The following is a 26,579-nucleotide window of genomic DNA, read 5'->3' as shown; positions in this document are numbered from 1 at the left end:
GCTGACCTATCGATAAGTTTCCTGGTCACGTCCAAGGAGGTAAGACGACTTGTGAATGAGTCGACATTTACTCCCGGGGGTGGTCAACCAGGAATGCCTGCGAGGGGCCAGAGCCCTTCGTCCGGGCTCGACGCTGTCGGCTCCGTCGCAGTCCGCACCTTCTCGACCCACCCGCACATGACGACAGCCCACCAGATGATGGACGGCCAACACGTGAACGCCATGGCCGGCAACGAGGGCGGGCGAGAGTCCAGCCCATTCGCCGACTACAACGAAGTGCCCGAGGGTCACTTCTACGACCCTGACGCCGAGTACGAGCCCGACCCCGAATACGCGGCCACCCTCGCGCCCGACGCTGCCCGCCAGCGCCGCGAGCGGATCGGCCCGACCGGGCGTCCCCTGCCGTACTTCCCGATCCCAGGACCGCTCACCGATCACGGCCCCGCGAAGATCATCGCGATGTGCAACCAGAAGGGCGGCGTCGGCAAGACGACGTCGACCATCAATCTGGGTGCCGCGCTCGCGGAGTACGGACGGCGCGTCCTGCTCGTCGACTTCGACCCGCAGGGAGCCCTGTCGGTCGGACTCGGTGTGAATCCGATGGAGCTCGACCTCACCGTCTACAACCTGCTCATGGAGCGGGGCATGGCGGCGGACGAAGTGCTCCTGAAGACCGCTGTGCCCAACATGGATCTACTGCCGAGCAACATCGACCTCTCGGCCGCCGAAGTGCAGTTGGTGAGCGAGGTGGCGCGCGAGTCCACGCTCCAGCGGGCGTTGAAGCCGCTGATGCAGGACTACGACTACATCGTGATCGACTGTCAGCCCTCGCTCGGTCTGCTCACCGTGAACGCGCTGACAGCGGCGCACAAGGTGATCGTGCCGCTGGAGTGCGAGTTCTTCGCGCTGCGCGGCGTGGCCCTGCTCACGGAGACCATCGAGAAGGTCCAGGAGCGGCTCAACCCCGAGCTGGAGCTCGACGGCATCCTCGCCACGATGTACGACTCCCGCACGGTGCACAGCCGTGAGGTGCTCGCCCGCGTGGTCGAGGCGTTCGACGAGAACGTCTACCACACGGTGATCGGGCGGACCGTGCGCTTCCCCGAGACCACGGTCGCCGGTGAGCCGATCACGACCTACGCGTCGAACTCCGTCGGCGCCGCCGCGTACCGCCAGCTCGCCAGGGAGGTGCTCGCCCGGTGTCACGCCGAGTGAGTCTGCCCGGGGCCGACGAACTGTTCCGTACGACCGGTGGCACGGCTCTGCAGGCATCATCGCCCGCGGACCGGCGCCGGAGCGCGAACGGCGAGGCCCGGGTGCCCGGTCCCGCGGGGGAGAGCGACCCGTCTGGCGAAGCGGCGGGACCGTCCTCGCCGGCGGCCTCGGCCGGTACGTCGACGGAGGAGCACTCCACCGCCGAACCGGGTCCCGCCGGGCCGCCGCGCAGCCGTACGTCGGACGCGGAGCAGGCGGCGTCCTCCGTCAAGGGGCGCCGCCCGCCGGAGCAGGGCAACGGCCCCTCGCAGCCGGGCGGCCCGCAGGGGCCCCAGGGCGGGCAGCAGGGCGGCCAGCGCCGCAGGGGGCGGGGTGCCAACCGCCGTCCCAGCGGTCGCGAACGGCACGACGAGAAGATCACGGTCTATGTCTCGGCCGAGGAACTGATGGACCTCGAACACGCGCGGCTCGTGCTGCGCGGTGAGCACGGCCTCGCCGTCGACCGCGGGCGGATCGTCCGCGAAGCGGTGGCCGTCGTGCTGGCGGATCTGGAATCGCGCGGCGACGCGAGCATCCTCGTACGGCGCCTGCGCGGCCGCTGAAGATAGCCTGCGCGGGCCGGACCCGCCGCCCACGCACCTGGACCCCGATGCCGCCGACCGACGACCCCGCCCGCCCCTCCCGCCGCTCACTCGGCCGCGGTCCGGGCGTGCCGGACGCGCGGCCACCGGCGGTCACGGAGCCGGAACCGGTGCTTCCGGAGCCGGTCGCCGAACCGGAAACGGCCGCGGTGGCCGAGGCCGAGCCTCCGCCCCCACCGGCTCCGCCGGCCGAGCCGGAACCCGAGCCCGACCCGGATCCAGAACCCGACCCGGATCCAGGGCCCGTCCCGGAGCCCACACCCGCTCCCGACCCGGCACCGGACCCCGCACCCGCGCCCGACGGGGAGACCGAACCCGTCGACGACGGCCGGTTCACCGTGCGGCTCGTCAACTTCGAAGGCCCCTTCGACCTGCTGCTCCAGCTCATCTCGAAGCACAAGCTCGACGTGACCGAGGTGGCGCTCTCCAAGGTCACCGACGAGTTCATGGGCCATATCCGCGCCATGGGCCCCGACTGGGACCTCGACCAGACCACCGAATTCCTCGTCGTCGCCGCCACCCTGCTCGACCTCAAGGCGGCCCGGCTGCTGCCCGCCGCCGAGGTGGAGGACGAGGCCGACCTCGCCCTGCTCGAAGCGCGTGACCTGCTCTTCGCCCGGCTGTTGCAGTACCGCGCCTACAAGCAGATCGCGGAGATCTTCAGCGACCGTCTGGAGACCGAGGCCCGGCGCTATCCGCGCACCGTGGGCCTCGAACCCCAGTACGCCGAGCTGCTTCCCGAAGTCGTGATCCGCATCGGCCCCGAGGGCTTCGCCCGGCTCGCGGTGAAGGCGATGCAGCCCAAGCCCCGGCCGCAGGTGTACGTCGACCACATCCACGCGCCGCTCGTCTCCGTGCAGGAGCAGGCGGGGATCGTCGTGGCGCGGCTGCGCGAGCGCGGCGAGGTGAGCTTCCAGGCGCTCACCGAGGACGCAGCGGACACCCTCACCGTCGTGGCGCGCTTCCTGGCCCTTCTGGAGCTCTACCGGGAGCGGGTGGTGGCGCTCGACCAGGAAGAGGCCCTGGGGTCGCTGATGGTCCGCTGGACGGGCGGGGACGACGATGTGGAGCCGACGGTGACCGACGAGTTCGACCGGCCCCCGGACGTACCCGACGTGCCGGCGGCCCCGGCACCGGCCCCGGAGGCCGACCAGACGCGCGAGGAGAAGGTGTGAGCGAGCAGGAGCAGACCCCGTCCGGTACGGCGGGCACCGGTGTGGCGGGTACGGCGAGCACGGTCGCCGAGCTCGACCTCCGGCCCGCCCTGGAGGCGGTCCTCATGGTCGTGGACGAGCCCGCGAGCGAGGAGCACCTGGCCAAGGTCCTCGACCGCCCCCGCAGGGCCGTGGCGGACGCGCTGCGCGCGCTGGCGGACGAGTACACCGTGCAGGGCCGCGGTTTCGAGCTGCGGCTGGTCGCCGGGGGCTGGCGGTTCTACTCGCGCCCCGCGTACGCGGAGGCCGTCGAGGGCTTCGTCCTGGACGGCCAGCACGCCAGGCTGACCCAGGCGGCGCTGGAGACGCTGGCCGTCGTCGCGTACCGCCAGCCGGTCAGCCGTTCCCGGGTCTCGATGGTGCGCGGAGTGAACTGCGACGGTGTGATGCGCACCCTCCTCCAGCGGGGGCTGGTCGAGGAGGCGGGCGCGGAACCCGAAACAGGTGCGATCCTGTACAGGACGACGAACTACTTTCTGGAGCGGATGGGCCTGCGCGGCCTTGACGAGCTTCCGGAGCTCGCGCCCTTCCTCCCCGAGGCGGAGGCGATCGAGGCCGAGACCTTGGAAGGGGTTCCGTCGTTCGACCCAGACGCGCCGGACACCCCGGAAACTTACGCAGACGACAAGACGGAAATTTGATGCGAAGCGGCAACAGCAACAGCGGAAGCGGCAACAGGAACGGCGGAGGCGGTAGCGGCGGCGGCAACCGGGGGGCCGGCAGCGGCGGCCGGGGCTCCGGCGGCGGCAACCGCGGCGCGGGCGCCGGCGGCGGCCGTGGTGGCGCGGGCGGCCGGGGTGCCGGCGGTGGCCGTGGCGCTTCCGGCGGCGGTGGCTGGGACAACCGGGGCGGCGGCGCGGGCAACAGGGGCAGCAACCCCGGCGCCCGTACGTCGGGCAGCGGACGCGAGGACGAGCAGAAGCGTCCGTCCCGCCCCCGCCCCGAGGAGCGCCGTTACGACGTCGGCCGCTCGGGTCCGACCGGTGGCGCGGGCGCGAAGGGCACGCCGCGTGGCACCGGGCGTGCGGGCGGCTCGGCCGCCTTCACCCGTGACGCACGCGACGGTGACGACGAGCGCCGTGGTGGCGGCGCCAGGGGCGCCGCGGCCCGTGGCGGCGCCAAGGGCGGCCCCAGGTCCTCGCAGAGCGCGCCCAGGGCCCGCAGGGACAGCCAGGGCCAGTCCCGCCCCCGTGAGCTGGACGCGAAGATCGAGCAGCGCAACCGCGACAGGTACGCGGACGCGCCGGAGATCAGGACCCCGAAGACCAACCCGAACGACGAGGGCGAGCGGCTGCAGAAGGTGCTCGCGCGGGCCGGGATGGGTTCGCGGCGTGCCTGCGAGGAGCTGATCGAGCAGTCCCGTGTCGAGGTCAACGGCGAGATCGTGCTGGAACAGGGCATGCGCGTCGACCCCGACCAGGACGAGATCAAGGTCGACGGACTGACCGTCGCCACCCAGTCGCACCTCTTCTTCGCGCTGAACAAGCCCGCGGGCGTCGTCTCCACGATGGAGGACCCCGACGGCCGGCAGAGCCTCGGCGACTACGTGACCAACCGGGAGACCCGGCTGTTCCACGTGGGGAGGCTCGACACGGAGACCGAGGGCATCATCCTGCTCACCAACCACGGCGAGCTGGCCCACCGGCTCACCCACCCCCGGTACGGCGTCAAGAAGATCTACCTGGCCGCGATCCAGGGGCCGCTCCCGCGCGACCTGGGCAAGCGGCTGAAGGACGGCATCCAGCTGGAGGACGGTTACGCGAAGGCGGACCACTTCCGGGTCGTCGAGAACACCGGCAAGAACTACCTCGTCGAGGTCACCCTGCACGAGGGCCGCAAGCACATCGTCCGCCGCATGCTCGCCGAGGCCGGTTTCCCGGTCGACCGGCTGGTCCGGACGTCCTTCGGCCCGATCCCGCTGGGCGACCAGAAGTCGGGCTGGCTGCGCCGCCTCACCAACACCGAGGTCGGCATGCTGATGAAGGAGGTCGGACTCTAGGCCTGAGGCCCGGTACTCCGAGCACTTCGAGCACTTCGAGCGAACCCGCGGCCCGACGGCCGCGGGTTTTTGCTTGTGCGCGCAGCCCGTTCGCCTTTATAGTCAACATGACTATTAAGGAGGCGGGCCATGAGTCTCGCTGACATCCTCGACCCGTTGCAGCAGCCGCTGTTCACCGTGCTGGACACCCCGGTCAGCTGGACCGAGTTCCTCGGGTTCGGCAGCGGCGCTCTCTGTGTCTGGCTGGTCGCCCGCCAGCACCTCGCCAACTGGCCCGTCGGCATCGCCAACAACCTGTTCTTCGTCCTTCTGTTCGTCCCGGCGGGGCTCTACGCCGACGCCGGGCTGCAGGTCGTCTTCATCGCCCTCGCCGTGTACGGCTGGTGGATCTGGACCCACGGGGGTGGCCCGGACCCACGGTCCCTGCCGGTGCGGCGCAGCAGCCGCGCCGAATGGGGCGTGCTGCTCGCGGCGGGGGCGGTGGGGACAGCTGGACTCACCCTCCTGCTCGGCCGCTTCACCAACTCGACCGTGCCGTTCTGGGACGCGCTGACCACCGCGCTGTCCCTGGCGGCGACCTACGGCCAGTGCCGCAAACTGCTGGAGTCGTGGTGGCTGTGGATCGCCGCCGACCTCGTCTACATCCCGCTCTACGCCTACAAGGGGCTGTACTTGACCTCACTGCTGTACGTCGGCTTCCTCGCCCTGTGCGTCGTGGGGCTGCGCGGCTGGTCCCGCGATCTGGCCGGGGCGAAGGCGCCGGCCGCCGAGGCGGTGACGGCATGACGGAGCTGACGGGATATCAGCACGGTCTGGTGCTGGGGAAGTTCTATCCGCCGCACGCCGGCCACCACCATCTCGTCCGCACGGCGAAGGAACGCTGCGCCCGGCTGACCGTGCTGGTCTGCGCCGCGTCCGTCGAGTCTGTGCCGCTCGCCGACCGGGTGCGCTGGATGCGCGAGGTCCACCCGGACGTCACGGTCGTGGGCGCGGTCGACGACGTCCCCATGGACCTGGGCGACCCCGACATCTGGGACGCGCACATGGCGGTCTTCCGGAGCGCCGTGCCCGAGCGGGTCGACGCGGTGTTCTCCTCGGAGGCGTACGGCGCCGAGCTGGGCCGCCGGTTCGGCGCGGCGTCGGAGTGCGTCGACCCCGGCCGTACGGCCTACCCCGTCTCCGCCACGGCCGTACGCAAGGACCCGGTGGGCTGCTGGGAGTTCCTGTCGCCGCCGGTGCGCGCCGCGCTCACCCGCCGGGTGGTCGTCGTCGGGGCGGAGTCCACCGGCACCACCACGCTCGCCCGCGCTCTCGCCGAGCACTACCGGCGGCGCGGCGGGATCTGGGCGTCGACCGGCTGTGTGCCCGAGTACGGCAGGGAGTTCAGCGAGGAGAAACTGGCCGAGCTGCGCCGGGCCCGGCCGTGGGCGCACTGGTCGGAGGTCACGTTCGGCACGGACGACTTCCCGCTGATCGCCCAGCGGCAGAACGAACTGGAGGAGCGGGCGGCGAGGTTGGGCTCGCCGGTGCTGTTCTGCGACACCGACTCCTTCGCGACCACCGTCTGGCACGAGCGGTATCTGGGCGGCCGTAACCCGCGCGTCGAGGAGATCGCCGACCGCGTCGACCATCAGCTCTGGCTGCTCACCGACCACACCGGAGTCCCCTTCGAGGACGACGGACTGCGGGACGGCGAGGAGCTGCGGCCCTGGATGACCGACCGGTTCCGGGCGGAACTGACCCGTACGGGACGGCGGTTCCTCACCATGAGCGGCCCGCCCGCCACGCGGCTCGCGGCAGCGGTCGAGGCCGTGGACGACCTGCTCGGCCGGGGCTGGGACTTCGCGCCGCCCCTCCCGGAGCGCCGGTGACAGCGCGCCCCGGAGCGCCGGAGGGCTACGACCCGGCCGCCTTCGAACCGTTCGCCGTCACCGTCGACCTCGCCGTCTTCACCGTCCGCGAGAGCCGGCTGCACGTCCTGCTCGTGGAGCGCGGCCAGGAGCCCTACCGGGGAGCCTGGGCGCTGCCCGGCGGGTTCGTCCTGCCGCGCGAGTCGGCCGGGGACGCCGCGCTGCGTGAACTCGCCGAGGAGACCGGCCTGTCGGAGGAGACCGCGACCGCGCTCCACCTCGAACAGCTCGCCACCTACAGCGATCCCGACCGCGACCCGAGGATGCGGGTCGTCTCCGTCGCGTACGCGGCGCTCGTCCCCGACCTGCCCGAGCCACGAGGCGGTGGCGACGCGGCGAGCGCCGACTGGACGGCGCTCGCCGCCGGCGGGACACCGGTGGTCGGACCGCTCGCCTTCGACCACGAGCGGATCCTCGCCGACGCGTACGAGCGGGTCGGCGCCAAGCTCGAATACAGCTGTCTCGCCACGTCCTTCTGCCCGCCCGAGTTCACCCTCGGCGAGCTCCAGCAGGTGTACGAGACGGTCTGGGGCGTCCCGCTCGACCGGCCCAACTTCCGCCGCAAGGTGCTGGCGACGCCCGGCTTCGTCCAGCCCGTCGAAGGACCGCCGCGCAGGACCGGCGGCCGAGGCAAACCGGCCGCGCTCTACCGGCAGGGCCCCGCCACCACGCTGCACCCACCGCTGCTCCGACCGGAAGGGCGTACCCCATGACCACAACTCCCGTGAAACAGCCCGCGACCGGCGCCCTGATCGGGCTGGCGCTCGGCGACGCGCTGGGCTTCCCGACCGAGTTCAACGACGTGCCGTCGATCCTCGCCAAGACCGGCCCCTGGCGCGACATGGCGCTGCCGGAGCCCGCGTTCGTCACCGACGACACCCAGATGACCCTCGCGCTCGGCAAGGGCATCGTGACCGCCGTCGACCGCACCGGCGCCCTCGACCCGGCGAGCCTCGAACCGCCCGTGCGCGCCGAGTTCGTCGCCTGGTACCACGACCCGGAGAACAACCGCGCCCCTGGCCGCACCTGCCTGGACGCCTGCGCCCTGCTGGAGGACGGCCGCCCCTGGCAGCGGGCGAGCCGGCTCGGCTCGAAGGGCTGCGGCGCCAACATGCGGGTGGCGCCGATCGGCCTCGTACCGGGCCTCGGCGACGAACAGCGCGCGGGCGCCGCGCAGTTGCAGGCCGCCCTCACCCACGGCCACCCCACGGCGCTGGCCGCCTCCGACCTCACGGCACGCGCCGTCCACCTCCTCGCGCAGGGCACCGAACCCCTCGGCCTGGTCGGCCGGCTGCGCTCGTACGCGTACGAGAACCGCACCCGCTACGACCACCGGTGGCTCGGCGACCTGTGGACCCTGAGCGACGCCCCGACCCCCGGCGAGTTCATCGCCCGCGGCTGGGACGACTGCCTCGCCGCCCTCGACCGCCTCCAGCAGGCGCTGCGCACCCCGTCCCCCGAGACCGACCCGTGCCTGACGACGGGCGACGGCTGGATCGCCGAGGAAGCGCTCGCCACAGCGCTGCACTGCTTCCTGCTCTTCCCCACGTCCCCGCTCACGGCCCTGCGCCGAGCGGCCTGCACAAAGGGCGACTCGGACTCCCTGGCCTGCCTGGCAGGCGCCTTCGCCGGAGCCCACCTGGGCGCGGCGGCCTGGCCGGAGCACTGGTCGGACCGCATCGAGTACCGAACCGACCTGCTGAGGCTCGGCGCGCTCTGGGACGCCTGAGCCGACCGCACCTGCGCTACCCCGCGCCCCCTTCAGGGACATCAGGCGACGACAGGGCCGAGGCGCGGCGGGCGCGGGTCAGGAACGCTTCCACTCGCGCGCGGTCCGGTTCCGGCGGGAGGGGGGAGCCGGGGAGCGCCGCCTCGGCCTCCTCGGCCAGGCGGGTCATCCGGCGTTCGGTCTCCGGCCAGGGGATCTCGCCGCGCTTCACCGCCAGCAGCGGCTCCCGCTGGTCGCCCACGTCGATGACGAGGGCGCCCGTACGGAGCAGGTCGCGGCAGGAGGCGAGCAGCCGGAGCAGGTGCATGGCGTGCTTCCAGCGCGGGGCGCCGTACTGCCGTACGTCCGCCTCCAGCTTCCTGCGCTGGCCCAACGCGTAGCGCAGGAACGTCTCGTACGCCCGCAGCGACAGGAACGCGTCGCGCAGGGCGAGCAGTTCGCGGCCCGTGGCGTCGGCGTGCTCCACGATCGGGGAGTGCAGGCACTCCAGGACGTTGGGGTTGGCGCGCAGGGCGAGTTCGCAGAAGCGCTCCAGCTCCCAGGAGAACTGCTCGTCCGCCGGGCCCTCCACATGTGTCGGCGGCTTCTCGAAGCGCCAGAACAGCGCCGTGGGGGCGAGGAAGACCCCCCGCCGGTCCGTGTCCGACCCCTCCGTCGCGAGCCCGAAGGCGCGGGAGCCCGTCACACACGCGTAGACGGTGTGGTCGCGGACCAGGGCCTCGGGAGTCATGCGCGCGAGGCTACCGGCCGGACAGGCCCTAGGCTGAACGGAGCACGCGATCATCGTGGACGAACGAGGAGGAACCGTGGCGGTACGAGCGGTCCGTGGCGCGGTCCAGCTGGAGCGGGACGAGCGCGGGCACATGGACGAGCAGGTCAAGCAGCTCCTGTCCGCGATCCTCGACCGCAACGACCTCACGCCGGACGACCTGATCAGCATCTGGTTCACGGCCACCCCCGACCTGCACAGCGACTTCCCCGCCGCTGCCGCCCGCGGCCTCGGCATCGTGGACGTGCCGCTGATCTGCGCGCAGGAGCTGGACATCGCCGGTGCCATGCCGCGCGTCGTGCGGATCCTCGCCCACGTCGAGTCCGGCAGGACCAAGGCGCAGATCGCGCACGTCTACCTCGGCGCCGCCGCCGCCCTCCGCAAGGACATCGCCCAGTGAGAACAGCCGTCGTCATCGGAACGGGCCTGATCGGCACATCGGCCGCGCTCGCCCTGGCGAGCCGCGGCGTCACCGTGCACCTCACCGACCACGACCCCGACCGGGCCCGTACGGCCGCCGCGCTCGGCGCCGGTACGGACGAGCCGGCGCCCGGCACCGTCGACCTCGCGATCGTCGCCGTACCGCCCGCGCATGTCGCGGCGACCCTCGCCGACGCCATGCGGCGCGGGACGGCCCGCGGCTACCTCGACGTCGCCAGCGTCAAGGGCGGCCCGCGCCGCGAGCTGGAGGCGCTCGGCCTCGACCTGACCGCCTACATCGGTACGCACCCCATGTCCGGCAAGGAGCGGTCAGGCCCGCTCGCCGCCACCGCCGACCTGTTCGAGGGGCGCCCCTGGGTGCTCACCCCCGCCAGGGACACCGACACCGAGGTGCTCAACCAGGCCCTGGAACTGGTCGCGCTCTGCCGCGCCGTACCCGTCGTCATGGACGCCGACGCCCACGACCGGGCCGTCGCGCTCGTCTCGCACACCCCGCAGCTGATCTCCTCCATGGTGGCCGCCCGGCTCGAAGAGGCCGACGAGACCGCCGTACGCCTCTGCGGGCAGGGCATCAGGGACGTCACCAGGATCGCCGCCTCCGACCCCGCCATGTGGATCGACATCCTCACCGCCAACCCGGGGCCCGTCGCCGACGTGCTCGCCGGGATCGCCACCGACCTCGGCGAGACGGTCGAGGCGCTGCGCGCCCTCCAGTCGTCGGACGAGGAGAAGCGGCGCGGCGGCGCGGCGGGCATCGAGGACGTACTGCGCCGGGGCAACGCCGGCCGGGTCCGGGTGCCGGGCAAGCACGGCGCCGCCCCGAAGACGTACGAGGTCGTGGCCGTCCTGATCAGCGACAGTCCCGGCGAGCTGGCCCGGATCTTCGCCGACGCGGGCAGCGCCGGGGTCAACATCGAGGACGTACGCATCGAGCACGCCACCGGGCAGCAGGCCGGCCTCGTCCAGCTGATGGTCGAGCCGTCCGCCGCGCCCGTACTCAACGCCGCCCTGCGCAACCGCGGCTGGTCGATCCGGCAGTGACCCGGGGGCCGTCCGGCCCCCGGAAGGACGCGTGCACCGGCGCTCCGAGTACTCGGTAACCTTGTGCGGGGGCCGTTGCCACGTCCCACCGCACCCCAGCCGTGAACCAGGAAGGTGTCCACTCCCGTGGAAAGCGCCGCAACCGCCGCAACCGCAGCCAGGACCGCCCCTGCCGCCGTGATCGTCGCCATCGACGGCCCCTCGGGCACGGGCAAGTCGAGCACCTCCAAGGCGGTGGCCCTCAAGCTCGGGCTGAGCTTCCTGGACACGGGCGCGCAGTACCGCGCGATGACCTGGTGGATGATCAGCAACGGCATCGACGTACGGGACGCGGAAGCGGTCGCGACAGCGGCGGGCAAGCCCGTCATCGTCTCGGGCACCGACCCGGCGGGACCGACGATCACCGTGGACGGGACCGACGCGTCGGGCCCGATCCGCACCCAGGAGGTCACGTCGAAGGTCAGCGCCGTCAGCGCCGTCCCCGAGGTGCGGGCCGTCATCACGCGGCTGCAGCGCTCCGTCGCCGCCTCGGCCGAGCACGGCATCGTGGTCGAGGGCAGGGACATCGGTACGACGGTCCTGCCGGACGCCGACGTCAAGGTCTTCCTCACCGCGTCCGCCGAGGCGCGGGCCGCCCGCCGCAGCGGCGAACTGGGCGGCAAGGACGCGGCCGATGTCGCGGCGACCAGGGAAGCCCTCATAAAGCGCGACGCCGCCGACTCCAGCCGCAAGACGTCCCCGCTCGCGAAGGCGGACGACGCGGTGGAGGTCGACACCACCCACCTCACGCTTCAGCAGGTCGTCGAGTGCATCGTGACCCTGGTCGAGGAGAAGCGGGCGGTCCGGTGAGCACCGCCGAGCGGGCCGCCCCGTCCCGCAGAGGCGCCGCGGTCGGACGGGGCATAGGCGTCGGCCTGATGAACGGCCTCTGGCGGCCCCGGGTGCTCGGCGCCTGGCGGGTCCCCGCGAGCGGCCCGGTGATCCTGGCCGTCAACCACTCGCACAACATCGACGGCCCGATGCTGATGGGCACGGCGCCCCGGCCCGTGCACTTCCTGATCAAGAAGGAAGCGTTCGTCGGACCGCTCGACCCGTTCCTGCGCGCGATCGGGCAGCTCAAGGTGGACCGCGCGGTCGCCGACCGCACGGCGATCACCGACGCGCTCGGCCTGCTGGCGGCCGGCGGGGTACTGGGGATCTTCCCCGAGGGCACCAGGGGCGAGGGCAATTTCGCCTCTTTGCGGTCCGGTCTCGCATACTTCGCAGTACGGTCCGGTGCGCCGATCGTGCCGGTGGCTGTCCTGGGAAGCACGGAGAGCCGCGGCCGGCTGGTCAAGGCGCTGCCCCGGCTGCGCAGCCGCGTGGACGTCGTCTTCGGCGACGCGTTCGTGGCGGGCGACGGCAGCGGCAGGCGTACGCGCGCCGCGCTGGACGACGCCACGGTCGGCATCCAGCAGCGGCTGGCCGCCCACCTGGACGACGCCAGGCGCCTCACCGGGCGCCCGGCAGGACTTGAGTAGTGCGCCACATGTGGTGGCGCACCGATCACGATGGATGAACGAGGTACGGACTTCATGAACGACCAGATCGACTCCGACGACGAGCACGGAGAGCTTGGCGATGCCGAGTACGCGGAGTTCATGGAGATCGCCGCGCAGGAGGGCTTCGACCCCGAGGACGTGGAGGGCGCGATCGGCGAGGCCGGACACGGCCCGCTGCCCGTACTCGCCGTCGTCGGCCGGCCGAATGTCGGCAAGTCGACCCTTGTGAACCGCATCATCGGCCGCCGTGAGGCGGTCGTCGAGGACAAGCCGGGCGTGACCAGGGACCGGGTCACCTACGAGGCCGAGTGGGCGGGCCACCGCTTCAAGGTCGTCGACACCGGCGGCTGGGAGCAGGACGTCCTCGGTATCGACGCCTCGGTCGCCGCCCAGGCCGAGTACGCGATCGAGGCCGCCGACGCGGTCGTCTTCGTCGTGGACTCCACCGTCGGCGCCACCGACACCGACGAGGCCGTGGTCCGGCTGCTCCGCAAGGCCGGCAAGCCCGTCGTGCTCTGCGCCAACAAGGTCGACGGGCAGAGCGGCGAGGCGGACGCCACGGCGCTGTGGTCGCTCGGGCTCGGCGAGCCGCACCCCGTCTCGTCCCTGCACGGCCGCGGTACGGGCGACATGCTCGACGCCGTGCTCGAAGCGCTGCCGGACGCCCCCGCGCAGACCTTCGGCACCGCCATCGGCGGCCCGCGCCGTATCGCCCTCATCGGGCGGCCGAACGTCGGCAAGTCGTCCTTGCTGAACCGGGTCGCCAACGAGGACCGGGTGGTCGTCAACGAGGTGGCGGGCACCACCCGTGACCCGGTCGACGAACTGATCGAGCTGGGCGGCATCGTCTGGAAGTTCATCGACACGGCGGGCATCAGGCGCCGGGTCCACCTCCAGGAGGGCGCGGACTACTACGCGTCGCTGCGCACCGCGGCCGCCGTCGAGAAGGCGGAGGTCGCCGTCGTCCTGATCGACACGAGCGAGTCCATCAGCGTCCAGGACCAGCGCATCATCACGATGGCCGTGGACGCGGGCCGCGCCCTGGTCATCGCGTACAACAAGTGGGACACCCTCGACGAGGACCGGCGCTACTACCTGGAGCGCGAGATCGAGACGGAGCTGGCGCAGGTCGCCTGGGCGCCCCGGGTCAATGTGTCGGCGCGTACCGGACGGCACATGGAGAAGCTGGTCCCGGCGATCGAGACGGCGCTGGCCGGCTGGGAGACCCGGGTGCCGACGGGACGGCTGAACGCGTTCCTCGGCGAGCTGGTGGCCGGGCATCCGCACCCGATCAGGGGCGGCAAGCAGCCGCGCATCCTGTTCGGCACACAGGCGGGCACGAAGCCGCCGCGGTTCGTGCTGTTCGCTTCGGGCTTCATCGAGGCCGGCTACCGGCGGTTCGTCGAGCGCAGGCTGCGTGAGGAGTTCGGCTTCGAGGGCACGCCGATCCACATCTCGGTGCGGGTGCGCGAGAAGCGCGGCCGCAAGAAGTAGCGGGGCCGGGAACGGCGGAAACGGGCGGGCCCGGCACGGATCATCCGTGCCGGGCCCGCCCGTTTCCGTTTGCCGCCGCCGCGCGGCTCACGCCTCGCGACGCGGACCCGGCGGCAGCGCCGCCGGGGTGTGGCGGGCGACGGGCTGCCGGGTGTCCCGCTGCCAGGACCCCTGGTACGGCGTGTGCGCGCGGTCGCCGTGTCTGCCGCGGCCCGGGTGCGTCCCGGCACCGAAGGCCGTGAAACCCAGATTGTCCTCGCCGCTCCTGTCGCCGGGGAGGGCTCTGAACGACCGGAGGAACTCGGAGTACAGCGCGTCGTAGATCGGGGTCGTCGAATACCCGTCCGCCACGTCCTGCGCGGGGCGCATCGAGGGGATCTGGCTCTGGTACTGCGGGCGGGAGGGGTCGTATGAGTGCACGTATGTGCCAACGACCCGGTGCCTCGTCGGATGCGGGTACGACCGGGAAATTGCCGGTCAACGGGGTGGTGACCGGTGCGCGGCGGGGCGCGCCCGCGCCGTCACGTGCCCTGCCGCACGCTCACCTGCCCGCCCGCACCCTCACGTGCCCGCCAGGGGCATCGCCGCGGCCACCAGCCGGCCGTTGGCCGCCGCCTTCTCCAGGGCGTCGCGCAGCAGGTCCTCACGGGGCTGCTGGCCGATCGAGCCGACCGGCGCCGCGAACACCAGGACCTGGTGCGACTTGTTGGCCGCCGCCCGCCAGCCCTCGGTGACCTGGAGCGGCTGGTGCGCCTGCCACCAGGCGACCTGGCCGCTGCCGCCCGTGCCGGGCTGCAGGACGGCGTGCAGCTGGCCCATGGCGAGCAGCACGGACCAGCCGGGCAGCACGCCGGGCCGGCCGCCGAGGTCGGCGACCGGCTGGAAGCCCTGCTCGACCAGGAGCGGGAGGAACTCGTCCATCGTGCCGCCGGATCCCGCACGGGTGATCGGCGCCGTCGGCTCCACCACCAGGGCCGGGTGCAGCTCGCCCTCGATCAGCACCAGACCGCTGGTGACGCCCAGCACGGCCTGCTGCTCGGCCCCCGCGGGGCCGCCGGGCGCCTGCGGCTCGTTGCCGGTGATGGACCTGACCGCGCCCTGGAGCTGGTCCTCGGCGACCTGGACGACCTGGGACGGGATGCAGGTGGCGTGGGCGAAGGCCAGGACGGCCGTCTCCTCGCCGACGAACAGGACGGTGCTGGTCCGCTCCTGCTCGGAGTCTCCCGGGGTGCGGCAGGACGTGCAGTCGTAGCTGCCCGGGGAGTTCTCGCCGGTGAGCAACCGGTCGGCTTCTTCGTCGCCGATCTCGGCGCGGACGTCCTCGCTGACATCGAGCATGCGCGGCACGGGGTGGCTCCTCGAAATCGGTGCGTGAACCGGGCTGTTCCCGGCTCGTACGGGGTTCAACGGGCGAGCCGTGGCCGGGGTCACGCGCGAAGACGAACAGAATCGGACGGGCCGGCGCCGCAAGATCGAACAAATCTGCTGTCGGAGGGCACCTGCGCGGTGTTTTCCGCATCTATAGCCGTATGACCAGATCGACCGGGCGGCGGACCGCGCGCGAGGAGTGGGCCGCAGACTGTGTGGCCGACTCGGCCGGCGGCATCACCTTCGACGTCATGGGCGCCGCCCGTCCCGACGCGGTACTCGTCCTGCGCAGGCGCCCCGACGGGGCCCCGGCGGCCGACGACGTGCGGCTGCCGCTGACGGGCGCGGGCGGCAGGCGGCTGCGCGCCGTGCTGCCGAGCACCGTCGAACTGCCCGAGGGCCACTGGGACGTACGCACCGGGGCGCGCGGCGAGCGGCCGGTACGCCTCGGTGTGCGCGACGCGCGGGCGCTCGTGGGGCGGACGCCCGGCGCCGGCCGGGTGATCGCGCGCGTCCCGTACGTGACGGCCGAGGGCACCCTCGCCGTCCGCAGCTGGGTCAGGGCGCCGCACGCCGAGGTCGGCGAGGTCCGCTGCGCCCGGGGCACGGTCACGGTCGAGGGCACGCTGTACGGCGCCGAACTCGGCCGGGAGGCGGCGGTCGAGGCGCGCCCGCGCGGCGGCGGCGAGACGTACCGTGCCCCGGTCACCGGCGGTGGCGGCGGCTTCGCCTTCACGCTGCCGTACGCGCGGTTGGCCGCCGGTCCCGGCGAAGCCGGCCAGTGGTGGGACCTGTGGCTGCTCCCCGCGCCCGGCGGCCCCGCCGTCCGGGTGGCGCGGATCCTCGACGACGTCTGGGACAGACGTGGCAGCGCCCTGCGGCTGCCGTTCCCGGCGGAAGGCCGGCGAGCGGCGCCGTACTACACGGAGGACAACGGCCTGAGCGTACGTCTGGAGCCCGCCCCCGCCCCCGCCCCCGCCTCGGCCTCCGCCCCGGCCCCGATGACCGCGCCCGCCCCCGCGCCTGAGCCGGCCCCGGCCCCCGCTCCCGTCGTCGTGTCCTCCGCGTCCGTCGTGGCCCGGCGCTCCGGGGCGCCTTGCGGACCGTAGCTGTCCGCGAGCCCTGGCAGACTCGGTCGCATGCTGGACACCTCGGCCCGACTGCTGCGGCTGCTCTCCCTCCTCCAGGCGCACCGCGACTGGTCGGGAGCCGACCTCGCCGAGCGGCTGGGCGTCACCCCCAGGACCGTGCGGCGCGACGTCGAGCGGCTGCGGGAACTCGGCTACCCGGTGAACGCCAGCCCCGGCACAGGCGGCGGCTACCAGCTGGGCGCCGGCGCCGAACTGCCGCCGCTGCTCCTGGACGACGACGAGGCGGTCGCCGTCGCCGTCGGGCTGCGCACAGCGGCGGGCAACGGCATCGAGGGCATCGGCGAGAGCTCCGTACGCGCCCTGGCCAAGCTCCAGCAGGTGCTGCCCGACCGGCTGCGCCGCAGGGTCGGGGCGCTCAACGCGTTCACCGTCCCGATGCTGCGCGGCCCGGGCACCTCGGCCGTCGACCCGGCCGTCCTCACCGAACTGGCCACCGCGTGCCGGGACGGTGAGGGACTGCGCTTCGCCTACCGGGACCACGCGGGGGCGGTCGGAGGCCGCCGGGTGGAGCCGCACCGGCTGGTGTGCACCGAGCGCCGCTGGTACCTCGTCGCGTGGGACGTGGACCGCGCCGACTGGCGGACGTTCCGGGTGGACCGGATCACCCCCACCCCGCCGCACGGCCCGCGCTTCGCCCCGCGCACCCCGCCGGCCGACGACCTCGCCGCGTACGTGTCGCGCGGGGTCTCCTCGCGCGTCTACGCCGCGTCCGCCGTGCTGCGGCTGCTGGTGCCCCGCGAGGAGGCGGCGCGGCTCGTGTCGCCGTCCTCGGGCGCCCTGGAGGCGGTCGACGACCACAGCTGTCTGCTGCGCACGGGGGCCGCGAGTCTCGACGTGCTGGTCCTGCACGTGGCGCTGATCGGTGTCGACTTCGAGGTGGTCGAACCCGTCGAGCTGACCGAGCACGTCAGGGTCCTCAGGGACCGGTTGTCCCGGTCTCTTCGCTGAATTCGGCCCGCCGCCGATATTCCGCCGTCTTACCGGACGGTTACCTGCGGGTGGAATTCAGGAAGAGCGAATTTATGTGATCTTCAGGTGCTTTGAATTCGTCCGGGGCATCCTGTGAACACTCTGTGAGTGCGCGTCATTCGCTTCGGAAGCGTGTCGTCATTCTGTGACGAAAGCGTGACCGCTCACTGACCGGAACGGGTTGTCCGGATGGCGGACGCTTCCTTCACCGTCCGCGTACGCCTACGGTGAATGGCATGGCACCGACACCGACATCACCCGACCGTCCGGACGACGACACCGAGGCGTACGTAGGCCTCTCCGCCGAGAGCGCGGAGCGGCGCGCGAGGGAGCGTGGCTGGACCACCGTGCGGTCCCTGCCGCCCGGCTCGATCATCACGATGGAGTACGTCGCCGGGCGGCTGAACTTCGAGGTGGACGACGAGACGGTGGTCCGCTGCTGGCTCGGCTAGACCGCCTGTCGGCGCAGGTCAGCCGCCCGTGACGGGCCGCGAGTGCGGCGGCCTGCGCGAGCCGGCCGGCGTGATCGGGGAGCGCTCGGAGCGCAGCGTGTGCGGCCGCGGCTGGGCGAGCTGCGCCGGGCTGCGGCCCGCCGGGTTACGGCCGGTGTGACCTGCCCCGATCGGCTCCCGCTTGGAGTCGTCCTCGGTGGGCGGGAGCGTCGGCACCTTCGACGGCCGGAGGCCGCCCGCCGGGACCCGCGCGGGTGAAGCAGCCCGCGCGCGCGCCCGCAACTGGTCGCGTACGGCGAAGATGATCTGCTCGGCTCGGCCGATCGTGGGCTCGCACCAGGGCAGCGCGAGCAGGATCAGCATGCCGGCGGCCCAGCCGAGCAGCACGTCGCTGAGCCAGTGCGTACCGAGGTAGACCGTGGTCGCGCCGACCCCGAGGGACAGCGCCGACGACAGGATCGACAGATACCGCCTGGTCAGTGGGGTGGTGGCCAGATAGGCCAGGATTCCCCAGGTCACGACGGCGTTCGCGGTGTGGCCCGAGGGAAATATATCGCCGCCGGCGAACAGCTCGGCCGAGCCGATCTGGGTCGCGTAGTGCGGGCCGAGCCGGCCGAGACCGAGCTTCACCGCGCCGACCGTCACGTTGAGCAGCAGCAGAGCGGCGCCGAGGGCCAGCAGCGGCCGCAGCGTGTGCTGCCGCCAGGAGCGCCAGCCCAGCCAGGCGGCGATCATCACCGCTGTGGGACCGCGCTGGCCGAGGACCACGAAGTAGTCGAGGAAGGCGTGCAGTCCCGGCCACTGCTGATAGGGCCGGAACAGCATGACCTTCCAGTCGAGGGTCACCAGCCAGGACGAGTCCAGCACGGCAACGACGATGGCGAGATAGAACGCCAGCGTCCCGCCGAAGAGAGCCGTGCGGGTACGGCTCATCCGCGGGATCTCTATCTTCGGCGGCTCCGGCTCCCGGTCCAGCCGGGCGAAGATGTCGGTACGCACCCAATCGACGTTACAGCGAGTGAGTGCGTGAACCGGTCGTTCCGGTCTCTTTGTGATGACGATGTGATGTGGAGTATGTCTCAGCTCACGGTTTATCCCGGCCGGTAACCGAAATCCAAGTGAGTTGCTCCTTATTAATCGACACGCCGTGTGTGTACGTGTCTTTGTGGGGTCTTGAATTCGTTCACCACCGCGTTACGCCGAATTTCCCCCACGGGCGGCGGCGCGGGGTGAGGCGTGCGCCACACGCCACAGGAGTCAACTCGCGTACGCTCGCCGGGCGCGCAGCACGCATGGGAGGTACACAGATGTCGGGCACCACCACGGCCGCAGCACGGCCGGTCGCCGCCGGCGCCCGTGGCGGTGCCAACCGCTGGCTCGTGCTGGTCGTCCTGTGCGTCAGCCTGCTGCTGGTCGCACTCGACGCGACGGTGCTGCATGTCGCGGTCCCCGCCGTCACGGCCGACCTGCGGCCCACCGGGGTCGAACTCCTCTGGATCGTCGACGCGTACCCGCTGGTCTGCGCCTCGCTGCTGATCCTCTTCGGCACGCTCGGCGACCGCGTCGGCCGCCGCAGGGTGCTGCTGATCGGCTACGCCATCTTCGGCGCCGCCTCGGCGCTCGCCGCCTTCGCCGCCACCCCGCAGATGCTGATCGGGGCGCGTGCGCTGCTCGGGATCGGCGGCGCGATGATCATGCCGGCGACGCTCTCGATACTCCGCGCCGTCTTCCCCGACCGGCGTGAGCGCGCCGTGGCCATCGGCGCGTGGACCGCCGTCGCGGCCGTCGGCGCCGCCGTGGGGCCCGTACTCGGCGGGTTTCTCGTCGAGCACTTCTGGTGGGGCTCGGTCTTCCTCATCAACATCCCGCTGCTCGCCGTCATCCTGCCGCTCGGCAGGGTGGCGCTGCCCGAGTCGCGCGGCAGCGCCGAGGGTCCCTGGGACGTGCTCGGGGCGCTGCTGGCGGCCGTCGGGGTGCTCGGGGTGGTCTTCGGGGTGAAGCGGCTCGGCGCGGGGGAGGGCGTGCTCTCGGGCGCCACCGTCGGACCGCTGTGCGTGGGGGCCGCGCTGCTGGTCGTGTTCGTCCGCAGACAGCGACGGCTGGCGCATCCGCTGATCGACGTGCGGATGTTCGCCAGGAAGACCTTCGCCACCTCCGTCGGCTGCATCGTCCTCGCCATGCTCGCGCTGGTGGGCCTGGAGCTGATCGCCGTCCAGTACCTCCAGCTGGTGCTCGGACTCAGCCCGCTGGAGACCGGGCTGCGGCTGCTGCCGCTCACCTTCGCCGCCATCGCCGCCGGCGCCACCGGATCGCTGACGCTGCGCAGGCTGGGGCCGCGCGCGATGGTGTCCTGGGGGTTCGTGCTCACCGCCGCCGCCGTGCTGCTGCTGGTCCTGATGGGACAGCACGACCGTCCGGTGCTGCTCACCGCGGGGTTCGTCCTGCTCGGCGTCGGGCTGCAGTCCACTCTCTTCGGCGCGTACGAGTCGATGCTCAGCGAGTGCCCCGCCGACGAGGCGGGCGGGGCGGCCGCGATCGGCGAGACGTCGTACCAACTGGGCGCCGGGCTGGGGATCGCGCTGCTCGGCAGCGTGATGAACGCGGCGTACGCCCCCGGGCTGTCGGCCGTGCCCGGCGTCCCCGCGGCGGCGAGGGGGGCCGCCGCCGACTCGCTGGGGGAGGCGTACCAGGTGGCGGACCGGCTCGGCGGGTCCGCTGGCGCCTCGCTGCGGACGGCCGCCCGTGACTCCTTCGTGCACGGCCTCCATGTCACGCTGCTGGTCAGCGCGGGACTGCTGCTGCTCGGCGCGCTGGCCGCGCTGCGGCTGCCGCGGACCGCGGACTGTCCCGAGGGCGCGGCGGAGCCGGCCCCGGGGATATCGCTGGTCAAGCAGGGCGACGGGGAGCAGCGTGGCGCGCGGGCCGGGGCGGGGCCGCTCGCCGTACCGGCGAGCAGGGCCGCTCCCCGGCAGGCGGGGTCGGCCCGTCATCTCTAACTACCGCTGCTAGTTTTGGTCGTGAGCAGACCGAGTTCGAGCTTCAGTCCGTGCGAGCCGCCGGAGGCAGCGCCATGTCAGCACCGTCAGCCCCTTCCTCGGATTCATCAGGGCCTTCGGGTTCTTCAGGTTCTTCGGGGTCGAAGCGGCCCTCCTTCGACCCCCGCGACCCGCTCGGCATCGACGACCTGCTCAGCCCCGAGGACCTGGCGATCAGGGGGACCGTCAGGGACTGGGCCGCCGACCGGGTGCTGCCGCATGTCGCCGAGTGGTACGAGAGCGGCGAGCTGCCCGGCATCCGCGAACTGGCCCGCGAACTCGGCGCCATCGGCGCGCTCGGGATGTCGCTGACCGGATACGGCTGCGCCGGCGCCACCGCCGTCCAGTACGGCCTGACCTGTCTGGAGCTGGAAGCCGCCGACTCGGGCATCCGCTCGCTCGTCTCCGTCCAGGGCTCCCTCGCCATGTACGCGATCCACCGCTTCGGCTCCGAGGAGCAGCGGCAGCGCTGGCTGCCCGGCATGGCGGCGGGCGAGATCATCGGCTGCTTCGGCCTCACCGAGCCCGACCACGGCTCCGACCCGGCGGGCATGCGCACCTACGCCAGGCGGGACGGCTCCGACTGGCTGCTCACCGGACGCAAGATGTGGATCACCAACGGCACGGTGGCGGGCGTCGCCGTCGTCTGGGCGCAGACGGACGACGGCATCCGCGGCTTTCTGGTGCCCGCTGGGACCCCCGGCTTCACCGCCCCCGAGATCAAGCACAAGTGGTCGCTGCGCGCCTCGGTCACCAGCGAACTGGTCCTCGACGACGTACGGCTGCCCGCCGACGCCGTCCTGCCGGAGGCCACCGGGCTGCGCGGCCCGCTCGGCTGTCTGAACCACGCGCGGTACGGAATCATCTGGGGCGCCATGGGCGCCGCGCGCGCCAGCTTCGAGGCGGCCCTCGACTACGCGAAGACCCGGGAGCAGTTCGGCCGGCCCATCGGCGGCTTCCAGCTCACCCAGGCCAAACTCGCCGACATGGCCCTCGAACTGCACAAGGGCATCCTGCTCGCCCACCACATCGGGCTGCGCATGGACGCGGGGCGGCTCCGCCCCGAGCAGGTCAGTTTCGGCAAGCTCAACAATGTGCGGGAGGCGATCGAGATCTGCCGCACGGCACGGACCATTCTCGGCGCCAATGGGATCTCGCTCGAATATCCCGTGATGCGGCACGCCACGAATCTTGAGTCGGTGCTCACCTACGAGGGCACCGTCGAGATGCATCAACTCGTCCTGGGCAAGGCGCTCACCGGTCTCGACGCGTTCCGGTGAACCCGGTGGTAAGTGCCGGTGAACCCGGCGTGAACCGGTGAGCGCCCTGCTCAGCTCTGATTGAAGAAGCCGCCCTGCGTACGGCCGGCCGAATCGCCGGAGACGATCTCGGTGTCACCGGGGGTCAGCAGAAAGACCCGGGTGGCGACGCGGTCGATCGAACCGTGCAGTCCGAAGATCAGCCCGGCGGCGAAGTCGACGACGCGCTTGGCGTCGGCGGGCTCCATGGAAGTGAGGTTCATGATGACCGGGACGCCGTCCCGGAAGAGCTCGCCGATGCTCCGGGCGTCCCGGAAGCTCTCCGGGGAGACGGTGGCGATCCTGCGGTCCTGCTCGGGGGCGGGCTGGGAGGCGACCCGCACCCGGGGGTCGGTCTTCCAGGCTTCGCCGCTCTCCGCACCTTCGGCGTACTCGTCGTCGTCGTAGTACCGCTCGTCGTTGTCCTCAACGAGGCCCAGCCAGGCACTCGCCTTGCGCACCGATCCCATGGACGCCTCCTTTCACCGCGGTCACTTGTGGTTCCGCTTCTCTATCGTCGTCCATAATGCGGATTGAGCGCCAAGGGGATAGCCGCCGCAGAGGCGATTCGTGACGGTACTGGTGCAGAAGATGTGGCGGTTCGTCAAGGTTCTTCCTGGGTACGGGCCATGGCTCGGCACGAAATATGAATTTCGGGCCAGACGGGTGACGCAGGGGACGTTCGGGTGAACCGTCACTCGATACGATGCGTTTCGCACACGAGAACGAGCGAGAAACGGCTGGCGACAGCCCAAGGACGACGCACCCGGGGGACGGTCGTGTTCGGAATAGTCAGGCCCTGCGCCCATCGGCTGGCGGGCAGCCTCAAGACCGAGTGGACGGCCCATCTCTGTGGGCTGTGCCTGGCACTTCGCTCGGACCACGGACAGTTCTCCCGGGTTGTGACCAACTACGACGGCCTGATCGTCTCCGTCCTGACGGAGGCTCAGACCGGGCGCACCGCCGGGCAGCGGCGTACAGCAGGTCCCTGCCCGCTGCGCGGGATGCGAACCGCCCCGGTGGCAAGAGGTGAGGGCGCGCGGCTCGCCGCCGCCGTCTCCCTGGTGCTGGCGTCGGCGAAGATACGGGACCACGTCGCCGACGGCGACGGGCTGTTGAGGCGCCGGCCGCTGGCGGCGGCGGCGCGCCGGGTGGCCGCCGGCTGGGACAAGGCGGGCGCGCGCACCGGGGCCGAGCTGGGCTTCGACACGGCCGTACTGGTCGAAGCCGTCGACCGGCAGCCGGACATCGAGCTGCTGGCGGGCCCCGGCACCCCGCTGCTGACCGTCACCGAACCGACCGAGACGGCGACGGCGGCGGCGTTCGCGCACACCGCCGTCCTGGCGGGCCGGCCGGGCAACCAGGCGCCGCTCGCCGAGGCGGGCCGGCTCTTCGGACGGCTGGCGCATCTGCTGGACGCCGTGGAGGACAGGGAAGCTGACGCGGCGTCGGGTGCCTGGAACCCGCTCACCGCGACCGGCACCCCGCTGCCGGAGGCGCGGCGGCTCGCCGACGACGCGGTGCACGGGATACGTCTCGCCCTGCGGGACGCCGAGTTCGTCGACGACAAGCTGGCGCACGTACTGCTGGCGCACGAACTGCGCACCTCCGTCGACCGGGCCTTCGCCACGACGACGGCCTGCGCGCACCAGGGGCACGGGCCGGCACACGGCGCGGGGCACGGGCCGGACGTGGACCCGGACGCACCGGCGGACCCCTGGACCTCCGGAGGGCGCGTACAGCCGCCCGAGCCGCCGCGAAGGGACGGCCGGGGCTTCCTGGCCGGCTGCGCGGTCTTCGCCGGACTGCTCTGCACCTGCCGGATGTGCTGCGCCGAGCGGTACGAGGGCCCGTGGTCGGGCAAGCACCGTGAGGGCTGCTGCCAGAGCTGCGACTGCGACGGCGGCTGCTGCGACTGCTGCCAGTGCTGTGACGGGTGCGACGGCTGTGACGGATGCGACTGTGACTGCGGCTGCTGAGATGTGACGGGCGGTCAGCCGGCCGCTGCCCCCTCCCGCCGGTGTTCACACCTCCGGCGCGCACCCCCTACGACCTGCGAAGCTGCGGCCAGAAGGCGGCCTTGTGCGGCCCGTCGGCACGCCTCGATACTCCGAGCGGCATGGCTTTCGACTCGGAGGAACGCACACGTGAGGATCAAGCACATCCGGCTGCCGTCGGCCGCCGCTGGGCTCGTCGTCGGGCTGGTCGCGACGCTCGCGCTGGCGGCGCCCGTACCGTCGGCCGCCGCCGGGGCGGCGCGGCTCGCCGCGCTGGGGGAGGCCGTACGGCACGCCGATGTGGCCGGCACCGCCTGGTACACCGACGGGGCCGACGGCGCCCTGGTCGTCACGGCCGACAGCACCGTCTCGTCCGCCGAGATCGCCGGACTGCGGGAGGCGGCCGGACCCGGAGCGGGGGCGCTGCGCGTCGAGCGGGTCGCGGGCAGGATCTCCCCGCTCATCTCCGGCGGCGACCCGGCGTCGGCCACCGGCTGGCGCTGCTCGGCCGGCTTCAACGTCCGCAAGGGCGCCACGTACTACTTCCTGACCGCGGGGCACTGCACCGAACGCAGCTCGTCCTGGTACACCAACGCCTCCCACTCCGTCCGTATCGGCCCCACGGCGGGCTCCAGCTACCCGGGCAACGACTACGGCATCGTGCGCTACGCCAACACCTCGCTCCGGCACCCCGGCACGGTCGGCAGGACCGACATCACCGCGGCGGCCGAGGCGGCCGTGGGCATGCGCGTCACCCGCAGGGGCTCCACCACCGGTGTGCACAGCGGGACCGTGCTCGGTCTTCACACCACCGTCAACTACGGCGGCGGCCACATCATCTCCGGGCTGATCCGCACCAACGTCTGCGCCGAACAGGGCGACAGCGGCGGCTCGTTGTACTCCGGCGGCCGGGCCGTCGGTCTGACGTCCGGGGGCACGGGCAACTGCCGCTCCGGCGGCACGACGTACTTCCAGCCGGTCACCGAGGCGCTCAAGGCCTATGGCGTACGGGTCTATTGAGAGTGATGTGCTGAAGCAGATGGAGACCGCGTGGCCGTATTGAGACCTTCGTGTGCGTGTCCTGGGACCGACCTTGTGTGCTACTGGCGAGTTTAGGAATAGTGGGCGGCTCATCCTCCGTGCCGGAACACCCCACTTGTCCCGGCGCGGCCCCCCACAGGAGGCCTGTGTATGAAGCATCGGCACATATCCAAGAAGCGGGCGACGATGGCAGGCGGCGCTGTGGCCGCCCTGGTCGTGGCAGGAATCAGCTTCCAGACGGCCAACGCCAGTGAGGGAGCACCGCAGTTCGCGGTGAAGTCACTGTCCGCGACAGCGGCAGGGACGCTCTCCTCGCATCTGAACAAGGATCTGGGAAGCGACGCGGCCGGCTCGTACTACGACGCCAAGTCCAAGGCGCTCGTGGTGAACGTCGTCGACGACCAGGCGGCGGAGGTCGTCCGCCAGGCCGGCGGCAAGGCCAGAGTGGTGGAGAACTCCGCGAAGGAACTCACCGCCGCGCGCAAGACCCTGGCGGCGAAGGCGGCCATCCCGGGTACGTCCTGGTCCGTCGACCCGGTCAGCAACAAGGTCGTCGTCAAGGCCGACCGTACGGTCAAGGGCGCCCAGCTGACCAAGCTCAACAGCGTGGTCGACGGGCTCGGCGGCAAGGTCGAACTCAAGCGGTCGGCGGGGGAGTTCAAGCCCTTCGTCTCCGGCGGCGACGCCGTGACCGGACCCGTCCCCGGCGGTACGGCACGCTGCTCGGTCGGCTTCAACGTGACCGTGGGCGGCGCCCCGTACTTCATCACGGCGGGGCACTGCACGGCGGACATCCAGACCTGGTCCGACGCGCAGGGCAACCAGATCGGGACGACCGAGGGCTCGGACTTCCCGGGCCACGACTACGGCCTGGTCAAGTACAACGACGGCGTGGACCACCCCAGCGAGGTCAACCTCTACGACGGCAGCGCACAGCCGATCAGCGGGGCGGCCGAAGCGACGGTCGGCCAGTCCGTGACCCGCAGCGGCTCCACCACCCAGGTGCACAGCGGTACGGTCCTGGGGCTCGACGCCACCGTCAACTACGGCAACGGTGACATCGTCAACGGGCTCATCGACACCGATGTGTGCGCGGAGCCCGGCGACAGCGGCGGCTCGCTCTTCTCGGGCAGCTCCGCGATCGGGCTGACCTCGGGCGGCAGCGGTGACTGCAGCTCGGGCGGTGAGACGTTCTTCCAGCCGGCTACGGCGGCGCTCGCCGCGTTCGGTGCCGAGATCGGCTGACGCCGGTACCGGTCCGGTGGTAACGAGCG

General features: G+C 72.2%; 27 protein-coding genes. 22 read left to right on the top strand and 5 right to left on the bottom strand.

The features are described 5' to 3' along the window. Positions 1-93 precede the first annotated feature (93 nt). The 9 genes from OHS57_RS08710 (at position 94) to OHS57_RS08670 (ending at position 8,708) form a co-directional block, all read left to right on the top strand. Positions 94-1,215: a ParA family protein gene (locus OHS57_RS08710; RefSeq protein WP_041991155.1), complete on the top strand. Its 1,122-nt coding sequence runs from the start codon at positions 94-96 to the stop codon at positions 1,213-1,215. Continuing rightward, a complete protein-coding gene (locus tag OHS57_RS08705; protein WP_078863705.1) occupies positions 1,200-1,817 on the top strand; it encodes a hypothetical protein in 618 nt (205 codons plus the stop codon). The genes OHS57_RS08710 and OHS57_RS08705 overlap by 16 nt, the downstream gene beginning before the upstream one ends. A gap of 47 nt (positions 1,818-1,864) precedes the next feature. Then, the gene (locus OHS57_RS08700; RefSeq protein WP_041991159.1) at positions 1,865-3,031 is read left to right on the top strand and encodes a segregation/condensation protein A; all 1,167 of its coding nucleotides are present in this window, start codon (positions 1,865-1,867) and stop codon (positions 3,029-3,031) included. A 41-nt stretch (positions 3,032-3,072) separates the two neighbouring features. Next, on the top strand, positions 3,073-3,711 hold the full coding sequence (gene scpB / locus OHS57_RS08695; RefSeq protein ID WP_107070205.1) for an SMC-Scp complex subunit ScpB: 639 nt from the start codon (positions 3,073-3,075) through the stop codon (positions 3,709-3,711). Beyond that, the gene (locus OHS57_RS08690) at positions 3,711-5,069 is read left to right on the top strand and encodes a pseudouridine synthase (RefSeq protein WP_328581562.1); all 1,359 of its coding nucleotides are present in this window, start codon (positions 3,711-3,713) and stop codon (positions 5,067-5,069) included. The genes scpB and OHS57_RS08690 overlap by 1 nt, the downstream gene beginning before the upstream one ends. 129 nt (positions 5,070-5,198) lie before the next feature. Continuing rightward, complete coding sequence (pnuC, locus tag OHS57_RS08685; RefSeq protein ID WP_041991163.1) at positions 5,199-5,855, top strand: nicotinamide riboside transporter PnuC; 657 nt, start codon at positions 5,199-5,201, stop codon at positions 5,853-5,855. Then, positions 5,852-6,940, top strand: a complete 1,089-nt coding sequence (locus OHS57_RS08680; RefSeq protein ID WP_041991165.1) for an AAA family ATPase — start codon at positions 5,852-5,854, stop codon at positions 6,938-6,940. Before pnuC ends, OHS57_RS08680 begins: the two co-directional genes overlap by 4 nt. Continuing rightward, positions 6,937-7,692: an NUDIX hydrolase gene (locus OHS57_RS08675; RefSeq protein WP_328581561.1), complete on the top strand. Its 756-nt coding sequence runs from the start codon at positions 6,937-6,939 to the stop codon at positions 7,690-7,692. Before OHS57_RS08680 ends, OHS57_RS08675 begins: the two co-directional genes overlap by 4 nt. Continuing rightward, on the top strand, positions 7,689-8,708 hold the full coding sequence (locus OHS57_RS08670) for an ADP-ribosylglycohydrolase family protein (protein WP_328581560.1): 1,020 nt from the start codon (positions 7,689-7,691) through the stop codon (positions 8,706-8,708). Before OHS57_RS08675 ends, OHS57_RS08670 begins: the two co-directional genes overlap by 4 nt. 16 nt (positions 8,709-8,724) lie before the next feature. Here OHS57_RS08670 and OHS57_RS08665 read toward each other — a convergent pair whose 3' ends face one another. Next, positions 8,725-9,438 (bottom strand): nucleotidyltransferase domain-containing protein, encoded by a 714-nt coding sequence (locus OHS57_RS08665; RefSeq protein ID WP_328581559.1) that lies wholly within the window; start codon positions 9,436-9,438, stop codon positions 8,725-8,727. Positions 9,439-9,514: 76 nt separating this feature from the next. Here OHS57_RS08665 and aroH point away from each other — a divergent pair, with 76 nt between their 5' ends. The 5 genes from aroH (at position 9,515) to der (ending at position 13,994) form a co-directional block, all read left to right on the top strand. After that, on the top strand, positions 9,515-9,877 hold the full coding sequence (gene aroH, locus OHS57_RS08660; protein ID WP_041991176.1) for a chorismate mutase: 363 nt from the start codon (positions 9,515-9,517) through the stop codon (positions 9,875-9,877). Next, on the top strand, positions 9,874-10,959 hold the full coding sequence (locus tag OHS57_RS08655; RefSeq protein WP_041991178.1) for a prephenate dehydrogenase: 1,086 nt from the start codon (positions 9,874-9,876) through the stop codon (positions 10,957-10,959). The genes aroH and OHS57_RS08655 overlap by 4 nt, the downstream gene beginning before the upstream one ends. Before the next feature lie 114 nt (positions 10,960-11,073). After that, entirely contained in the window at positions 11,074-11,808 is a 735-nt protein-coding gene (gene cmk / locus OHS57_RS08650; protein WP_078863706.1) for a (d)CMP kinase, read from the top strand. Positions 11,809-11,876: 68 nt separating this feature from the next. Continuing rightward, complete coding sequence (locus OHS57_RS08645) at positions 11,877-12,479, top strand: lysophospholipid acyltransferase family protein (protein WP_328585024.1); 603 nt, start codon at positions 11,877-11,879, stop codon at positions 12,477-12,479. Between the two features lie 54 nt (positions 12,480-12,533). After that, positions 12,534-13,994: a ribosome biogenesis GTPase Der gene (der, locus tag OHS57_RS08640; RefSeq protein ID WP_041991185.1), complete on the top strand. Its 1,461-nt coding sequence runs from the start codon at positions 12,534-12,536 to the stop codon at positions 13,992-13,994. Positions 13,995-14,081: 87 nt separating this feature from the next. Here the strand turns inward: der and OHS57_RS08635 are convergent, their stop codons facing one another. Together OHS57_RS08635 and OHS57_RS08630 are read right to left on the bottom strand one after the other, a co-directional pair. Next, positions 14,082-14,414 (bottom strand): hypothetical protein, encoded by a 333-nt coding sequence (locus OHS57_RS08635; RefSeq protein WP_041991187.1) that lies wholly within the window; start codon positions 14,412-14,414, stop codon positions 14,082-14,084. 141 nt (positions 14,415-14,555) lie between these two features. After that, the gene (locus OHS57_RS08630; protein ID WP_041991189.1) at positions 14,556-15,341 is read right to left on the bottom strand and encodes a hypothetical protein; all 786 of its coding nucleotides are present in this window, start codon (positions 15,339-15,341) and stop codon (positions 14,556-14,558) included. Positions 15,342-15,523: 182 nt separating this feature from the next. Here OHS57_RS08630 and OHS57_RS08625 point away from each other — a divergent pair, with 182 nt between their 5' ends. The 3 genes from OHS57_RS08625 (at position 15,524) to OHS57_RS08615 (ending at position 17,934) form a co-directional block, all read left to right on the top strand. Next, a complete protein-coding gene (locus tag OHS57_RS08625; protein ID WP_328581558.1) occupies positions 15,524-16,471 on the top strand; it encodes a hypothetical protein in 948 nt (315 codons plus the stop codon). A gap of 30 nt (positions 16,472-16,501) precedes the next feature. Continuing rightward, a complete protein-coding gene (locus OHS57_RS08620; protein ID WP_328581557.1) occupies positions 16,502-17,461 on the top strand; it encodes a helix-turn-helix transcriptional regulator in 960 nt (319 codons plus the stop codon). A 257-nt stretch (positions 17,462-17,718) separates the two neighbouring features. Next, entirely contained in the window at positions 17,719-17,934 is a 216-nt protein-coding gene (locus OHS57_RS08615) for an I78 family peptidase inhibitor (protein WP_041991193.1), read from the top strand. A gap of 18 nt (positions 17,935-17,952) precedes the next feature. On the opposite strand, the gene OHS57_RS08610 is transcribed toward OHS57_RS08615, so the two are convergent. Then, positions 17,953-18,933, bottom strand: a complete 981-nt coding sequence (locus tag OHS57_RS08610; protein ID WP_041991194.1) for a phosphatase PAP2 family protein — start codon at positions 18,931-18,933, stop codon at positions 17,953-17,955. Positions 18,934-19,241: 308 nt separating this feature from the next. On the opposite strand from OHS57_RS08610, the gene OHS57_RS08605 reads away from it, so the two are divergent. Both OHS57_RS08605 and OHS57_RS08600 read left to right on the top strand, forming a co-directional pair. Continuing rightward, positions 19,242-20,930 carry an MFS transporter gene (locus OHS57_RS08605; protein WP_328581556.1) on the top strand — a complete coding sequence of 563 codons (1,689 nt, stop codon included), beginning with the start codon at positions 19,242-19,244 and terminating at the stop codon, positions 20,928-20,930. 74 nt (positions 20,931-21,004) lie between these two features. Then, positions 21,005-22,249: an acyl-CoA dehydrogenase family protein gene (locus OHS57_RS08600; protein ID WP_443042856.1), complete on the top strand. Its 1,245-nt coding sequence runs from the start codon at positions 21,005-21,007 to the stop codon at positions 22,247-22,249. Positions 22,250-22,299: 50 nt separating this feature from the next. On the opposite strand, the gene OHS57_RS08595 is transcribed toward OHS57_RS08600, so the two are convergent. Next, positions 22,300-22,737, bottom strand: a complete 438-nt coding sequence (locus tag OHS57_RS08595; protein ID WP_041991196.1) for a cell division protein SepF — start codon at positions 22,735-22,737, stop codon at positions 22,300-22,302. Positions 22,738-23,046: 309 nt separating this feature from the next. On the opposite strand from OHS57_RS08595, the gene OHS57_RS08590 reads away from it, so the two are divergent. From OHS57_RS08590 to OHS57_RS08580, 3 genes are all read left to right on the top strand, one after another. Beyond that, positions 23,047-24,246, top strand: a complete 1,200-nt coding sequence (locus OHS57_RS08590; RefSeq protein WP_328581554.1) for a DUF5685 family protein — start codon at positions 23,047-23,049, stop codon at positions 24,244-24,246. A 168-nt stretch (positions 24,247-24,414) separates the two neighbouring features. Beyond that, positions 24,415-25,284 (top strand): S1 family peptidase, encoded by an 870-nt coding sequence (locus OHS57_RS08585; RefSeq protein WP_443042855.1) that lies wholly within the window; start codon positions 24,415-24,417, stop codon positions 25,282-25,284. A gap of 171 nt (positions 25,285-25,455) precedes the next feature. After that, entirely contained in the window at positions 25,456-26,550 is a 1,095-nt protein-coding gene (locus tag OHS57_RS08580; RefSeq protein WP_041991202.1) for a S1 family peptidase, read from the top strand. Positions 26,551-26,579 lie beyond the last annotated feature (29 nt).

Origin of the sequence: Streptomyces sp. NBC_00370 (assembly GCF_036084755.1) — a bacterium.
Lineage (GTDB): Bacteria > Actinomycetota > Actinomycetes > Streptomycetales > Streptomycetaceae > Streptomyces.
This window is presented reverse-complemented; position numbering and strand designations above follow the sequence as displayed.